13 protein-coding genes are annotated in these 15288 nt (G+C 71.6%); 4 read left to right on the top strand and 9 right to left on the bottom strand.

Annotation, left to right across the window (positions count from 1 at the left end; all coding sequences use genetic code 11):
- Positions 1-46 precede the first annotated feature (46 nt).
- Positions 47-1120: a TauD/TfdA family dioxygenase gene (locus tag ACIBJB_RS15670; RefSeq protein ID WP_398930657.1), complete on the bottom strand. Its 1074-nt coding sequence runs from the start codon at positions 1118-1120 to the stop codon at positions 47-49.
- A 124-nt stretch (positions 1121-1244) separates the two neighbouring features.
- Entirely contained in the window at positions 1245-1385 is a 141-nt protein-coding gene (locus ACIBJB_RS15665) for a hypothetical protein (protein ID WP_266510399.1), read from the bottom strand.
- Between the two features lie 253 nt (positions 1386-1638).
- Between ACIBJB_RS15665 and ACIBJB_RS15660 the strand changes: the two genes are divergently transcribed.
- Both ACIBJB_RS15660 and ACIBJB_RS15655 read left to right on the top strand, forming a co-directional pair.
- Positions 1639-3693, top strand: coding sequence for a phosphocholine-specific phospholipase C (locus ACIBJB_RS15660; protein WP_398930654.1), 2055 nt, complete (start codon positions 1639-1641; stop codon positions 3691-3693).
- Between the two features lie 54 nt (positions 3694-3747).
- Positions 3748-4611, top strand: a complete 864-nt coding sequence (locus ACIBJB_RS15655) for a phospholipid scramblase-related protein (RefSeq protein WP_398930652.1) — start codon at positions 3748-3750, stop codon at positions 4609-4611.
- A 51-nt stretch (positions 4612-4662) separates the two neighbouring features.
- Here the strand turns inward: ACIBJB_RS15655 and ACIBJB_RS15650 are convergent, their stop codons facing one another.
- Entirely contained in the window at positions 4663-5592 is a 930-nt protein-coding gene (locus ACIBJB_RS15650) for a hypothetical protein (protein WP_398930650.1), read from the bottom strand.
- The gene (locus ACIBJB_RS15645; protein WP_398930648.1) at positions 5589-6431 is read right to left on the bottom strand and encodes a phosphatase PAP2 family protein; all 843 of its coding nucleotides are present in this window, start codon (positions 6429-6431) and stop codon (positions 5589-5591) included. Before ACIBJB_RS15645 ends, ACIBJB_RS15650 begins: the two co-directional genes overlap by 4 nt.
- 232 nt (positions 6432-6663) lie before the next feature.
- Between ACIBJB_RS15645 and ACIBJB_RS15640 the strand changes: the two genes are divergently transcribed.
- Positions 6664-7278 carry a TetR/AcrR family transcriptional regulator C-terminal ligand-binding domain-containing protein gene (locus ACIBJB_RS15640; protein WP_398930646.1) on the top strand — a complete coding sequence of 205 codons (615 nt, stop codon included), beginning with the start codon at positions 6664-6666 and terminating at the stop codon, positions 7276-7278.
- Between the two features lie 150 nt (positions 7279-7428).
- Here ACIBJB_RS15640 and ACIBJB_RS15635 read toward each other — a convergent pair whose 3' ends face one another.
- On the bottom strand, positions 7429-8430 hold the full coding sequence (locus ACIBJB_RS15635; protein WP_398930644.1) for a DUF2510 domain-containing protein: 1002 nt from the start codon (positions 8428-8430) through the stop codon (positions 7429-7431).
- 252 nt (positions 8431-8682) lie between these two features.
- On the opposite strand from ACIBJB_RS15635, the gene ACIBJB_RS15630 reads away from it, so the two are divergent.
- Positions 8683-11352 carry an ATP-binding protein gene (locus tag ACIBJB_RS15630; RefSeq protein WP_398930641.1) on the top strand — a complete coding sequence of 890 codons (2670 nt, stop codon included), beginning with the start codon at positions 8683-8685 and terminating at the stop codon, positions 11350-11352.
- A 52-nt stretch (positions 11353-11404) separates the two neighbouring features.
- On the opposite strand, the gene ACIBJB_RS15625 is transcribed toward ACIBJB_RS15630, so the two are convergent.
- From ACIBJB_RS15625 to pcaG, 4 genes are read right to left on the bottom strand one after another with little or no spacing between them, the layout of a single operon-like run.
- Positions 11405-12184, bottom strand: a complete 780-nt coding sequence (locus ACIBJB_RS15625) for an SDR family NAD(P)-dependent oxidoreductase (protein ID WP_398930639.1) — start codon at positions 12182-12184, stop codon at positions 11405-11407.
- Between the two features lie 49 nt (positions 12185-12233).
- Positions 12234-13355, bottom strand: a complete 1122-nt coding sequence (gene pcaD / locus ACIBJB_RS15620) for a 3-oxoadipate enol-lactonase (RefSeq protein ID WP_398930637.1) — start codon at positions 13353-13355, stop codon at positions 12234-12236.
- Positions 13352-14683, bottom strand: a complete 1332-nt coding sequence (gene pcaB, locus ACIBJB_RS15615; protein ID WP_398930635.1) for a 3-carboxy-cis,cis-muconate cycloisomerase — start codon at positions 14681-14683, stop codon at positions 13352-13354. The genes pcaD and pcaB overlap by 4 nt, the downstream gene beginning before the upstream one ends.
- A complete protein-coding gene (gene pcaG / locus ACIBJB_RS15610) occupies positions 14680-15285 on the bottom strand; it encodes a protocatechuate 3,4-dioxygenase subunit alpha (RefSeq protein WP_398930633.1) in 606 nt (201 codons plus the stop codon). Before pcaG ends, pcaB begins: the two co-directional genes overlap by 4 nt.
- Between the last annotated feature and the right edge of the window lie 3 nt (positions 15286-15288).

The following is a 15288-nucleotide window of genomic DNA, read 5'->3' as shown; positions in this document are numbered from 1 at the left end:
GTTGCTCTGGCTGCGGCGGTCGTACGTCGTCGTCGGTCGGCCGGTGTCACACTCCCCAGTCGTCGTTGACGGTGACGGCGTCGGCGATCCGGAACCGGCCGCCGGGCACCAGGGGTGCGGTGGGCTCACCCATCACGACGACGTGCTTGCCGAACCGGGGGGCCAGCGGTCGGCCGACGTCGCGCTTGAGCCACAGACGCAGCAGGTGGCGGCGGCGCTCCGGTTCCGGGTGGTCGACGTAGCTGGTGCGCGAGTGCAGTGCGGCGTAGTTGAGCAGCCACTGCACGTCCCCCGGCTGGAAATCCATGTCGATCGGCAGGCCGGGCTCCTGCGAGATCTCGTCGAAGAGGGTGATGGCCGCGGCCTGATCGGGCGTCAGCTGGGGGACTCCCGGGTACTCCTGGGCGCTGAAGATCATCGAGTTGCCCGCGTAGGTGCTGAAGATGCCGTCGACGTGGCTGATGATCGGCGAGGTGTACGTGAGTTCAGGGGAGTCGGGGTCCTGACGCCGCCAGTCCCAGTGGTAGGTGTCGAAGAGCCGGGCAGCGAGGTCCGGCCGCCGGCGCAGCATCTCGTTGTAGATCGTGGTGCCGCTGACCAGGCTGGAAGCGCCGCCCTCCTTGGCGCCGCGCAGACACATGAGGGCGACGACGTCGGAGCTGTCCGAGTGGAACGGCAGCCGGTCCCGAATGCGGGAGGGCAGCGCGCCCTCGTCGGACATCGTCTTGTTCGACGTGGCGATCACGTGGTCGAGCAGATCGCCCCGCTGACTCTGCCCGATCGGCCGGCCGAGGTGCAGGCCCATGATGAAGAAGACGGCCCCGGAAACGGCGTCGCCGTACTCCTCGGTGCGCAGACCGCGCACCAGGACGAAGCCCCGGCCGGTGTCCATCTGGCGGGCGCACTCGTCGTTGAGGGCGCGACAGGCGTCGAACGGGTAGTCGGCGGCGGTGACGGTGCGCAGGTCGGGGTCGTCGGCGACGAAGCGCCGTCCCAGGTCTTCCAGTTCGGTGCGCTCGGCGTCGCTGAGGACGTGGATCCACTCGGTGGATCGCGACAGCTCGTCGCCGCGCCAGGCGGACGGCCCGGAGACCGGCTGAAGGCCGACAGTGGTGGTCACGATGATGCACTCCTCGAAGATGGTGAGGGGAACGCCCGTCGGTGAGGACACGACGGACGAAGAACGCCGACGGACGGCGAACGGTCGGTGTGGCGGGGGCTCGTCGCGCGGCGACGACCTGCACTCAGAAGGGAGTCTGAGGCTCGCCGACGGCCGTGCCGGGGCGCAGTCCCTCCCGGGGCGGGAAGTAGCTGAGCGGCTCGTCGTAGGTCCGGCGGCCGGCGCACGAGACGAGCAGGACACCGATCAGAGGGACTGGCCTCATGCTGGTCCCGTCCTTTCGAGAAGTGCCTCAACCATAGGAGACGTCCGCGGCGCGGTCAATATTGCGAGACGGTGTCTCGTGATGCAGTACGCAGTGGGCGGCTGTGCCGGTCCGCCACGCCTCCCGTACTCGCGACTTTCACATCAGCGCCACCGGACCCTTCCCTGACGTTTGGTGCACTTGGAACACTCGCTGCGCGCACCTTCCGTCACGTTCCGGCCATCGGTGCGCAGGATTGAGAGGTCCCTCACCCATGTCCGACGTCAACCGGCGCAGATTCCTCCAACTCGCGGGTGCCACCACCGCCTTCACCGCCCTGTCGAACAGCATCCAGCGCGCCGCCGCGCTTCCGGCGCACCACCGCACGGGGACGATCGAGGACGTCGAGCACGTCGTCGTCCTGATGCAGGAGAATCGGTCCTTCGACCACTACTTCGGTTCGCTCAGGGGGGTGCGCGGTTTTGGCGACCCGCGCCCGGTGACGCTGCAGAACGGCAAGTCCGTCTGGCACCAGGAGGACGCGAAGGGCAAGGACATCCTGCCGTTCCGCCCCGACGCCGACGACCTGGGCCTGCAGTTCATCCAGGACCTCCCGCACGGCTGGAACGACGGACATGCCGCCTTCAACGGGGGCAAGTACGACAAATGGGTCCCGAACAAGAGCTCCACGACCATGGCGTACCTGACCCGCGAGGACATCCCGTTCCACTACGCCCTCGCCGACTCGTTCACCATCTGCGACGCGTACCACTGCTCGTTCATCGGCTCGACCGACCCGAACCGCTACTACCTGTGGACGGGCTACACGGGCAACGACGGCCAGGGCGGCGGGCCCGTCCTCGGCAACGACGAGGTCGGCTACGGCTGGACCACCTACCCCGAGCGCCTGGAGAAGGCCGGCGTCTCCTGGAAGATCTACCAGGACGTCGGCGACGGCCTCGACGCGAACGGCTCCTGGGGCTGGATCCAGGACGCCTACCGCGGCAACTACGGCGACAACTCGCTGCTCTACTTCAACCAGTACCGGAACGCCAAGCCCGGCGACCCGCTGTACGACAAGGCCCGCACCGGTACCGACTACACCAAGGGCGAGGGCTACTTCGACCAGCTCAAGGCCGACGTGAAGGCCGGAAAGCTGCCCCAGGTGTCCTGGATCGTCGCTCCCGAGGCCTTCACCGAGCACCCCAACTGGCCCGCGAACTACGGCGCCTGGTACATCGCCCAGGTCCTGGACGCGCTCACCTCGGACCCCGAGGTGTGGGCGAAGACCGCCCTGTTCATCACGTACGACGAGAACGACGGCTTCTTCGACCACGTGGTCCCCGCGTTCCCGCCCGGCTCGGCCGCCCAGGGCAAGTCCACGGTCGACCCCGCTCTCGACCTCTTCAAGGGCGACAGCAGCCACCCGGCCGGCCCCTACGGACTCGGCCAGCGTGTGCCCATGCTCGTCGTCTCGCCCTGGAGCAAGGGCGGTTACGTCTGCTCCGAGACGCTCGACCACACCTCGGTCATCCGCTTCCTGGAGACCCGCTTCGGCGTCCACGAGCCCAACATCTCGCCCTGGCGACGCGCGGTCTGCGGCGACCTGACCTCCGCCTTCGACTTCTCCCGCAAGGACACCAGGCCGGTCGCCCTCCCGGACACCGACGGCTACGAGCCGCCGGACCGCGAGCGCCACCCCGACTACGTGCCCGTCCCGCCCGCCGTCGGCACCCTGCCGAAGCAGGAGCGCGGCCTGCGCCCCGCCCGCCCGCTGAAGTACGCCCCGCACGTGGACGGTTCGGTGGACGCGGCGAGCGGCACATTCACCCTGACCTTCGCCTCCGGCGCCAAGGCGGGCGCCGCCTTCCTGGTGACCTCCGGCAACCGTACCGACGGGCCCTGGAGTTACACGACGGAGGCCGGCAGGACCGTCTCGGACACCTGGAACTCGGCGTACTCGAAGGGGTCGTACGACCTGACCGTGCACGGCCCGGCCGGTTTCCTGCGCGTCTTCAAGGGGCCGAACGGGACCGCCGGTCCCGAGGCCACCGCCCGCCACGACGGCGACGACGTCGAGCTGACGTTCACCAACAAGGGCTCCGGCACGGTCCGTCTGAAGGTCGTGAGCGGCTACGGAGACCCCGCGAGGACCTTCACCGTGCGGGCCGGTGCCACCGCCCGGCACACCTTCCGCCTCGCCAAGAGCCGTCGCTGGTACGACCTCACGGTCACCTCCGACGCCGATCCGGCGTTCCTGAGGCGATTCGCCGGACATGTCGAGAACGGGCGTACCGGAGTGAGCGATCCGGCCGTCATCACCAGGTAAAGGAGCGGGCGTTCGCCTGGCCGGATCGCCGTGGTCCCGGGGTAGTGTGCCCCGGTGACCACGCATTCGAACACACCTGCAGGCTGGTACCCCGATCCGCACGGAGCGTCCCAGACGCTCCGTTACTGGGACGGGGCGCAGTGGACCCAGCACACCCACCAGGACCAGCAGGGGGCGGGGCAGGCCCAGGCTCAGGCCGTGCAGGCCCCGCCGGTCCAGCAGGTACCGCAGATGCCTCAGCAGGCGGCCGGCCCCGACGCGCGCGTGCAGCGTCAGGTGCAGCAGCAGGCCGGGGTCACCGCGGGCGGCCCCGGCGGCGGCACGCTGTTCTCCGAGCCGGTCCTCGTGGTCAACCAGAAGGCCAAGCTGATCGAGCTGACCAACGAGTACAAGGTCATGGATCAGAACGGCAACCAGGTCGGGTCCGTCACCCAGGTCGGGCAGAGTGCCTTCCGCAAGATCGTGCGGTTCCTCTGGAGCATCGACCAGTTCATGAAGATCAGGCTGGAGATCCGCGACGCGCACGGGCAGCCGGTCATGCTGCTGACCCGGCCGGGGAAGATCTTCAAGTCGCGGGTGATCGTGGAGCGTCCGGACGGTTCGCCGGTGGGTGAGATCGTCCAGCAGAACATGATCGGGAAGATCAACTTCGCGATGATGGTGAACGGGCAGCAGGTCGGCGCGATCAAGGCGGAGAACTGGCGGGCCTGGAACTTCGCGATCGTCGACCACACCGAGAACGAGGTGGCCCGGATCACGAAGACGTGGGAGGGGCTCGCCAAGACGATGTTCACGACCGCGGACAACTATGTGCTGCAGATCCACTACCAGCTGCCCGAGCCGCTGCTGAGCCTGGTCCTCGCCACCGCGTTGACCGTGGACACGGCGCTGAAGCAGGACGCGCGCGGGTTCGGCTGACCTTTTTCGGGCGCGGCGCCGTCGTGGTTGCCCGCGCAGTTCCCCGCGCCCCTAAAGGGGCGCGGTCAGCTGCCCTGGCTCTGCGGGGCGGGGCACCTTCACGTCCCGCAGAGACGGTTCCAGGGCCAGGACGGCCGCCACGGGGTGCTCCTCGTCCGCCGGTACAGCCGGCATCCGGGTCAGCAGCACCACACCCCATGCCGCCAGTCCCGCTCCCGCCAGTGCGAGCAGCACACCCGCCGCGCCGCCCCGCAGGCTCTCGCCCAGCAGGGAGAGGCCGATCACCGCGGCGGCCACCGGGTTGGCCAGCGTCACCACCGCCAGCGGAGCGCCCAGGCCGTCACGGTAGGCCGTCTGGGAGAGCAGGAGTCCGCCCGCGGCGAAGGCCGCGACGAGCAGGGCCACGCCGATCACCTGGACGCTGAGAAGTGACCCGGAACGGTCCGTCGCGGCCACCGTCACGGTCTGGGTGAGCGCGGAGGCCACGCCCGAGGCGAGACCGGACGCCGACGCGTGCCGGATACCGGGCCGGGTGCCGGGGCGGGCCAGCAGACCGATCAGGGCCGCCGTCACCGCCGCCACCGCCACCGCCTCGGACGTGCTCAGCACCTTTCCGGGGGCGGATCCCGACGCCACCACGAGGATCGCGGCGAGGCCGGCCAGCGTGTACGCGGTGCCGCGCCACTCCGTCGCGCTGACCCGGCGCCCGGCGATCCGCGCGCCCAGCGGCACCGCGGCGACCAGGGTGAGGGCGCCGAGCGGCTGGACCACGGTCAGGGGGCCGTACTTGAGGGCGACGACGTGCAGCAGGGCGGCCGCCGCGTTGAGCGCGACCGATCCCCACCAGGCGCCCGAGCTCAGCATCCGCAGCACACCCGAGCCGGGGTTGCGGGAGGCGAGGCGCTCCTGGGCGACGGCGGCGGCCGCGTAGGCGACGGAGGAGAGCAGGGAGAGGGCGAGGGCGAGCAGAGTGGCGTTCATCGGCCCGCTCCGACCAGGACGTTCTTCTTGGGTTCGGCCAGGGCGAGCTTCTCCTGTGCCCGGCCCGCGGTGGTGGCCGTCCGGTGCGGCGAGCGAAGCGAGAGGGGGCTCCCCCCGGACGAAGTCTGGGGGCGAATGACCGCGAGGGCGATGCCGAGCAGGGCCGTCGCCATGATCGCGTCCATCCAGTAGTGGTTCGCGGTGCCGACGATCACCAGCAGGGTCACCAGCGGGTGCAGCAGCCACAGCCAGCGCAGGCGCGAGCGGGTGGCCACGATCAGGCCGATCGCCACCATCAGGGCCCAGCCGAAGTGCAGCGAGGGCATGGCCGCGAACTGGTTGGAGAGGGTGTCGGTCTGCGGCGGGCCGTACACGGACGGGCCGTAGACCTTCGCGGTGTCGACCAGGCCGGCCGCCGCGAGCATCCGCGGCGGGGCCAGCGGGAAGACGAGGTGCAGCACCAGGGCGGCGCCGGTGAGCAGGGCGAGGACCCGGCGGGCCCAGACGTAGTGGGCGGGGCGCTTGAGGTAGAGCCAGACCAGGAAGGCGACCGTGGCCGGGAAGTGGACGGTCGCGTAGTAGGTGTTCGCGAGGTGCGCGAGGGTGTCGCCGTGCAGCAGCAGCGACTGCACCGAGCCCTCTCCGGGCAGATCCAGGACGCGTTCCCAGTGCCACACGCGGCCGGCGTTGCGGTAGGCCTCGGGGGTGTGGCCCGTGACCAGCTGCCGGCCGAACTTGTAGACGAGGAAGAGCCCTGCGACGAGCAGGAACTCACGGACGAGCGGCGGTCGCGCTATGGCGCTCGGCCTCGCTTCTGCAGGCTCGGTGCGGGCATTCATCCCCCGGCCCCTTCGCTGATGGTGGTGCGGCTACTGAAACCTGAACAAGGTGGTGACTCGTCCGGATTCCGAAACTCATCGATACGACATCGTACCGATACGTCAGTGTACCGATACGATCGGGTACCGGTACACTGACGTATCGATAGACATACGACACACTGGAATCCGGGAATGAAACGCGGCGGCCTCGAAGCAGGCCGGCCGCCGAGCCGAATGAGGGGATGAGCTGATGACGTCGCAGGCCGCGGACGGACCGGAGACGGTCGCCGCCTCGCGCCGCTCCAAGATCACGCCCGAGCGTGAGCAGGAGTTCTTCGACGCTGTGCTCGAACAGATCCGTGAATGCGGATATGACGCCGTGACCATGGAGGGCGTCGCCAGCAGCACCCGCTGCAGCAAGTCCACCCTCTACCGGCAGTGGAAGACCAAGCCCCAGTTCGTGGTGGCCGCGCTGCGCTCCCGCCGCAGGTCGAAGTTCGACGGGATCGACACCGGATCGCTCGCCGACGATCTGCGCGAGGCCGCCCGGGCCGCGGGCCGGTGGTCGATGCACGACACCAAGCTCCACCAGGCGCTCGGCCACGCCGTCACGCAGGACGCCGAGCTCGCGCAGGCCCTGCGTGAGGCGCTGATCGACCCGGAGATCGCCGCGCTGAGGCTCATCCTCCAGCGTGGGGTCGACCGGGGTGAGATCGCTGCCGGACACCCGGCGCTGGAGTACATCCCGGCCCAGATGTTCGGCGTCATCCGGGCCCGGCCCGTCATCGACGGGGAGTACGCCGACCCGGACTACCTGGTCCGCTTCGTGGACGCGGCCGTACTTCCGGCACTCGGCCTGACCTGAGACCCAGGCCGCCGTCCACGGGATGACTGGACGGTGACCTGCTCGCGCCGCACCGTGGGGACGGGGGCGGCGCGCACCCCCCGGCCGGGTGGGGTTCCTCTCGAGCGGAGAGGCGCCCCACCCGGCCGACCGGATTCCGGGGACCGGCCGTCAGGCGTTCTGGCCGCTGCCGCCCGTCGACACCTCGATCCCCTTGGTGATGTCGTCGATCACCGTCTGGCCCTCTTCCACGTCGACGCCGAACCGCACCACGACGATCTGCTGCGGGTTCGCCGGGGACGGGAAGGCCAGCGACTCGACATAGCCGTCGGAGCCCTTGCTGGTGACCGCCTTCCAGCGGACCAGGTAGCCCTTCTGCCCGGCCACGGTCACCGCCTTGGAGGCGAGGACGTCGTGCGAGGTGATCGAGCCGTAGGTCTTGCCGCCGTAGGACTGCTCGGCGTTCGCCTCGATGTCGGCCTTGGCGATCTGCTCGGCCGTGCTGCCCTTGGTGCCCAGCGCCAGGGCTGGCGCCGAGTAGGCACCGCCCTTCGTGCACTTCTCGGCGGTGTCGCCGGGGCAGGCGTAGGAGTCGTTGGAGGTGACGGACGCGCCGACCTGCATCTCCTGGCCGTACCAGTCGTCCGGGATGGGCAGGCTGATCCCGTCGATCGAGTCGGTCACCGAACCGCTCTCGATCTTCGGCGCCTCGGACTCCTGCGGGGAGGGCGACGCGCCCCCGGAACCCCCGCTGCCACCGGAGCCGCCCGACCCTCCGTTCCCGCCGAACGGTCCGCCCCGGCCCCCGGTGTCGCCGGGTCCGCCCTGACCCCCCGGCCCCTGCGAATCGGACGTGCCGCCGTTGCCGTTGTCGGCCAGCGCGTACACACCCACGCCGATGCTCGCCAGGACCACGACGGCCACCGCCACGGCTATGCCCATACGGCCGCGCCGCGACCCGGTGGGCGGCTGCGCGGGATAGGCCGGATAGGCCGGGTACCGTCCGGGGTCCCCGGGGCTCGCGACCTGTTCCGGGGGACCCCATGCGGCGGCCGATCCGGCGGGCCGGGTCCGCTCCGTCCACGCCTTGCCGTCCCACCAGCGCTCGGTGGCGGGACCGTCACTTGTCTGCCCGGGATCGGGGTACCACCCGGGGGGAGTCTCCTGCGTCATGCCCCCACCGTATGAGCACTCGGTGAAAGAGGGATGAGAGGGGCGCCGGCCGATCCCGCGCACTTCGCCCGACGGCGATGACTGACTGATGGTCAGCTCCGTTGACGGCAGGTCACGGGCAGGGTGCGTCGCCCGCCCGAACCCGGGGTCACCCGTGAAGGCAAGAGCTGCCCCGACCGCCCTCCGCTTCCGCACCCGGACGGCTACGCTCGAGATCTGTACGTCGTTCGGGCGACTTGGGGAGGGAGCGGGATGACGGAGGTACGGCCGGTTGCGGCCGCCCCGGCCTCGCTGTGGGAGCGCGACGAGGAACTCGCCGCCGTCGAACGCGTGCTCGACTCCCTGTGTGCGGGCCGCGCGTCCTCGGGCAGCGTGCTGGTGATCCGCGGCGAGGCGGGTTTCGGCAAGACCGCCCTGCTGGCCGAGACCCGCCGTATCGCCGAGGCACGCGGCTGCACGGTCTGGTCGGCCCGCGGCGGCGAGACCCTCAGGTCCGTCCCCTTCAACGTCGTACGCCAACTGCTCCAGCCCGCGCTCCTGTCGCTGATGCCGGCAGAGGCCCGCGAATACCTCGGCGACTGGTACGACATCGCCGGCCCCGCTCTCGGCATAGCGGACCCGGGGGAGCGCCAGGCCGACCCGCAGGGCGTGTGCGACGGACTGGTCGCCGCGGTGCGCCGGCTGGCCCGCCGGGACTGGCCGCTCGTACTGATGGTCGACGACGCCCACTGGGCCGACCAGGAGACCCTGCGCTGGCTCGCCGCCTTCGTCGAGCGCCTCGACGACCTGTCCGTCCTGGTCGTGGTGGCGCGCCGCCCCGGCGAGGCCACCGCCGAGAGCGCCCGCCTCCTGGAGATGGTGGCCTCCACCGCGGGCCGCCCCGTCACCAACCTCAGCGCCCTCACCCCGGACGCCACCGCGGGGCTCACCCGAGCCACCCTGGGCGGACACGCCGACGCCCCGTTCTGCCGCGAGGTGTGGGCCGTCACCGGCGGCAACCCGTACGAGACCGTCGAACTCCTCGCCAAGGTCCGGGACAGCGGGATGGAGCCCGGCGAGGGCTCGGCGAACGAACTGCGGGAGCTGAACCGCTCGGCCCGTGGCGGTGGCCTCGTCTCCCGCCTCGAGGAACTCGGCATCGACGCCACCCGGTTCGCCTGGGCGGCCGCGATCCTCGGCACCGACATCTCCGTCGGCCTGGTGGCCCGGCTCGCCACCCTGAAGCCGGAGAAGGCGGCGCTCTGCGCCGAACTGCTGCGCGACGCCCGTATCCTCACCGACTCCGGGACGGAGGACGGCGAGCTGGAGTTCGTGCACCCGCTCATCGCCACCGCCGTCTACGACTCCATCCCGGACGCCCTGCGCACCGCCATGCACGGCATCGCCGCGCAACTCGTCACCGACTCCGGGCTCGGCGCCGCGGCCGCCTCCCGGCACCTGCTCCAGGTCCACCCGGACGACGACGAGGAACTCGTCGAGCAACTGCGCGAGGCCGCCCGCGAGCACCTCCTCGTCGGTGCCCCCGACGCGGCCCGCCGCTGTCTGGAGCGCGCCCTGGTGGAGCCACCGCCACCCGAGGTGCACGCGCGTGTGCTCTTCGAACTCGGCTGCGCCACCCTCCTGACCGCCCCCGCCAAGACCATCGGCCACCTCCAGACCGCGCTCGCCATGCCCGGCCTGGAGGGCTCCGCCCGGGTGGACGCCGTCGTCCGCCTGTCCCAGGCACTCATGCACAACAACCAGCTGGAGGAGGCGGTCCGCACGGTCGAGGCGGAGGCCGCCCGGCACGAGGAAGGCCCTGCCAGGCTCCGCCTCCAGGCCGTGCAGTACACATGGGAGGGGCTCTACCCGGGCGAGGCCACCTCCCCGGCGCGCTCCGAGCGCCTCGCCGCCCTGGCCGCCACCTGTACCGGCCGTGACAATTCCGAGCGGGCCCTGCTCATACTGCGGGGATTCGACGCGATGGCCCGCGGTGAGAGCGCCGAGGAGATCGCCGACGTGTGCGACCGCGCCCTCGTCAACGGCCGCCTCGCGCCCGGACTCGGCTGGACCGACACCGAGTGGGGCCTCGAACTGCCGCTGATGCTGGCCAGCGCGTACGCCTTCACGGACCGGCTCGACCGCGCCGAGGCCCTGTACACCGACGCCCTGCGCACCTACGAGTCGGCCGGCTGGAGCGGCGGCCACCTCGCGCTCGCCCATGCCTACGTCGGCCTCGCCCACCGCCGGCGAGGACGGCTACGGGAGGCGGAGACCTCCCTGCGCGAGTCGCTCCGGCTCGCCGAGCGGGTGGGACGGGGGTTGCCGCTGTACTGGTCCGCGACGTGCAACCTCGTCGACACGCTGCTCGCGCGCGGGCATGTCGAGGAAGCCTGGGCGATCGCCGAGCAGTACGGGTTCACGCCGCCGTATCCGTCCACGATCGTGCTGCCCGATCCCCGGTCCGTGCGGGGACGGCTGCTGCTGGCCGTCGGCCGGACCAAGGACGGCATCAACGAACTGGACGCCGCGGAGAAGGCGGCGGCCGTGCGGGGGCATCACAACCCGGTGCTGGTGCCGTGGGCCGTCGATCTCGCGCGGGCACTTGCCGGTGAGGACCCGGTGCGGGCCGCTCAGCTGGCCACGGACGTCCGGCGGCATGCCGAGCGGCTCGGTACGGACACGGCCATCGGTGAGGCGTTGCGGTGTGCGGCGGCGCTGGAGACCGGGCAGCGGGCGGTACGGCTCGCCGCGCAGGCGGTCGCCTACCTGGAGGCGTCGCCCTGCCAGTACGAGCACGCGGCGGCGCGGGTGGAGTACGGGATCGCGGCGCGGTCCGTGGCGGAGCTCAACCGGGGCCTGGCGCTGGCGCGTTCGTGCGGGGCGGACGGGTTGGTGGCGCAGGCCAGGGAGGTGTTGGAGACGGGGCGGGGCTTGCGGTGAGTTCTCCGTCTGCTGCGCCGCTGTGGCCGGTCGCGCGGTTCCCCGCGCCCCTTCAGGGCGCGATCAGCTGGTCGGTGAGGGACGCCAGGCGCTTCTGCACTTCCTTGTCGTACGTTGCCCCGTGAGCTCGCGCCGGACGTGTTCCGTCGAAAAAGCGGCCCGTGCCCAAGTCCTCGGTGGCCAGGGCGAGTACACCCGGGGCGCCGTCCGCCACCGTCGACCAGGGCGCGACCCCGCCCTCTCGGACCATCGCCGTGTCCATGAACGTGGCCGGATGGAGGACGTTCACCGCGATCCCCGTGTCCGCCAACTCCTCGGCCAGGGCGAAGGTGTGGGCCGCCAGGGCGAACTTGCTGCGGCAGTACGCGGCGAAGCCGTCGTAGCCGCGGGTGAACTCGATGTCGTCGAAGTCGACCGGTTCCTGGCCCACCGATCCGACGTTGACGATCCGCGCCGGGCGCGTCGGCAACAGTGCCCGGGTCAGGGCCACCGGTGCCAGGTAGTTGACCGCCAGGCGCAGTTCATGGCCGTCCGCGCTCACCTCCCGGCCCGAGCCGGGGGAACCGGCGCCCACACCTGCGTTGTTGATCAGCACGTCGAGCTCGGGGTGGGCGTCGGCGACCCTCGCGCCCAGGTCGCGCACCTGGGTCAGGGAGGCCAGGTCGGCGACGAATCCTTTGGCCTCGCCCTCGGTGCGCAGCTCTTCCACGAGCGCGTGGGTACGGCCTTCGTCACGGCCGTGGGCGAGGACGAGGTGGCCGGAGCGGACCAGTTCGAAGGCGACGTAGCGGCCGAGACCGGAGGTGGCACCGGTGATCAGAATGGTCGACATGCCCCTACCGTAGGCACATCGTCGCACCCCGCGCCTGCCACTGTCAGGGTCACCCTTCCGTCTCCTCCGCCAGCACCCGCTGCGCCGTGGCGAACGCGGAGTTCGCCGCCGGTACCCCGCAGTAGACGGCCGTCTGGAGCAGTACGGCCCCGATCTCCTCCGGCGTGAGCCCGTTGCGCCGCGCCGCCCGCACATGCATGGCCAGTTCGTCGTAGTGGCCGTGGGCGACCAGCGCCGTCAGTGTGATCATGCTGCGCTCGCGGCGGCTGAGCGTCGGATCGGTCCAGATCTCCCCCCACGCGTAGCGTGAGATGAAGTCCTGGAAGCGGGCGGTGAAGGGGGTCTGCCGGGCCTGTGCCCGGTCCACGTGCGCGTCCCCGAGCACCTCGCGCCGCACCTCCATGCCCCGCTTGGCGCCCCCGCCGAGGTGCGCGCGCAGAGCGGTGAGGACGGCCTCCGGGCACTGCGCCGGTGCCAGGTGCGAGGCACCCGGGAGTTCGACGAGCGTGGCGCGCGGCACCGCGTCGGCGATCTCGCGCAGATGGGGCGGCGGGGTCGCCGGGTCCTGACGGCCGGCGATCAGCAGGGTCGGCGCGGAGATCTCCGCCAGCCGGTCGCGCAGGTCGAAGGAGGCCAGGGCGTCACAGCAGGCGGCGTACGACGACGGATCGGCCTCGGCGTGGTCGCGGATCAGTTCCGGGTCGCTGAAGTCACCCGCGAACCAACGGGAGTTCGCACTCTCCAGCAGCCACTGCAGCCCCTCCCGACGGACCCGCTCGGCCCGCTCCTCCCACGGCTTGCTGCCGTTGAAGTGGGCCGAGGAGCAGATCACCGCCAGCGACTCGACGCGCTCCGGGTGGTGCACGGCCAGGTGCAGGCCGACCGCACCGCCGAGCGACACCCCCGCGTACCCGAACCGCTCGATGCCGAGCGAGTCGGCGAGGGCCAGCACCAGGTCGGCGAGGTCTCCCACGGTGGCGCCGGGACCGATCAGATCGGCCGCGGAACCGCCGTGCCCGGGCAGGTCCCAGCGGACCACCCGGTGGCTGACGGACAGCTCGGGCGCCACCTTGTCCCACAGGGCGTACGACGTCCCGAGCGACGGCCCGAGGAGCAGCGGGGGAGCCGAAACGGGGCCCTCGGCACGGTGGTTGAGGAGTTTCTCGGTCAAGGTCGCTCCAGAGCACGGTCGGTGAGGGCTCCGGCGGAGCCGGTATAGCGGGTGGGGTCGGTGAGTTCGCCGAGGTCGACGTTCTTCAACCCGGGCTCACCCGCGAGGAGTTCACCGAAGGAGAGGTCTTCGGCGTATGTCCGCTTGGCGAGGTCCGTCAGCAACGCCTTGGCGCGGGCCCGGCCCAGCACGGACGCCAACTCGGCGGAGAGCCGCTCGGAGACGATCAACCCGTGCGTGAGGTCGAGGTGTTCCCGCATGGTGCCGGCGTGGACCCGCAGGCCTTCGGCCAGTTCGGCGGCGTCCCGCGCGGCTCCGCCGACCAGCCGCAGCAGGTCCCTGAGCGGCTCCCACTCGGCGTGCCAGGCTCCGGCCGGCCGCTCGTCCTCGGCGGCGAGCGAGCCGTACAGCGTGGCCGCGAGCTGCGGCGCGCGCCGGGCGGCGGCGGCGATCACCGTGGACCGTACGGGGTTCGCCTTGTGCGGCATGGCGGAGGAACCACCCCCGCCGGCCTCCGCGACCTCGGCGATCTCGGTACGGGCGAGGGTGAGCACATCGGTGGCGATCTTGCCGAGTGCGCCGGCCGTGAAGGCGAGGCAGCCGGCGAGGTCGGCGATCGGAGTGCGCAGGGTGTGCCAGGGCAGGAGCGGCGCGTCCAGGCCGAGTTCCCGGGCGAAGGCCGTGGTGAGGACCACGGTGTCCTGGGCTCCGTACGCCGTGAAGGCCGCCAAGGTCCCGGCGGCGCCACCGAGTTGGGCGGGGAGGGAGTCCCGTACGGCGGCGACCCGGTCGCGCGCGTCCAGCACCAGGGACCGCCACCCGGCGGCCTTCAGCCCGAACGTCGTCGGCACGGCGTGCTGGGTCAGCGTCCGTCCCGGCATCGCGGTGTCCCGGTGCCCGGCGGCGAGCCGGGCCAGGGCCCGCTGGGCGCGGTCGAGGTCCGCCAGCAGCAGGCCGAGCGTGCGCGCCGACACCAGCATCGTCGCCGTGTCCAGGATGTCCTGGCTCGTGGCACCCCGGTGGACGTACGGGCCGTACTCCTCGCCGACCGCCTCGGTGAGGTCGGCGACCAGGGGGATGACGGGGTTGCCGCCGCCGCGCGCACGGTCGGCGAGGGACCGTACGTCGAAGCGGTCCGCCTGGGCGGCCTCGGTCACCGCGTCGGCCGCCCCGTCCGGGGCGAGACCCAGCCGGGCCTGCACCCGGGTCAGCGCCGCCTCCGCGTCCAGCATCGCCTGGAGGTAGGCGCCGTCGGTGGTCGCGGAGGCGGCGGGGGAGCCCGCCCACCCGGGGGCGAGCAGGCCGGTGTCCGGATCGGGAGAAGTCACTGGAACTCCAGGAAGACCGTTTCGCCTTCGCCCTGAAGGCGGATGTCGAAACGGTAGGTGCCATCGCCCTGCTCACGCGCGATCAGCGTGTCGCGCCGCTCCGCCGGTACCCGGGCCAGCAGCGGGTCGGCGGCGAGGGCCGTCTCGTCGTCCGGCAGGTAGATCCGGGTGTACAGATGCACCAGCAGCCCGCGCGCGAAGACGCACACGCTGATGTACGGCGCGCTCTGCCCGCGCGCGCCCGGCCGCAGTGTCCGTGCGGTCCAGTGGCCGTTGGCGTCGGTCTGGATGCGGCCCCAGCCGGTGAACTCCACGCCGTTGCGGCCCAGGTAGCCACCGCTCGCGGGGTCGCGCCGGATCGAGCCGTCGACCTGCGGGACGTTGCCGTCGGGGTCGGCGCTCCACAGCTCCACGAAGGCGTCCGGCAGCGGGTTGCCCGCGCCGTCGGTGATGTAGCCCTGGAGGGTGATGGTGTCCGGGTGGCCGATGGGCGCGATGTCGCCGCCGCCGGGGAAGGGCAGGGCGTGGCCGTAGAAGGGGCCGACCGTGTGCGACGGGGTCGGCAGCACGGTCTCCGGGCGACTGGTGTCGATCTTCGTCATGGC

The organism is Streptomyces sp. NPDC050759, from assembly GCF_044456945.1.
Lineage (GTDB): Bacteria > Actinomycetota > Actinomycetes > Streptomycetales > Streptomycetaceae > Streptomyces.
This window is presented reverse-complemented; position numbering and strand designations above follow the sequence as displayed.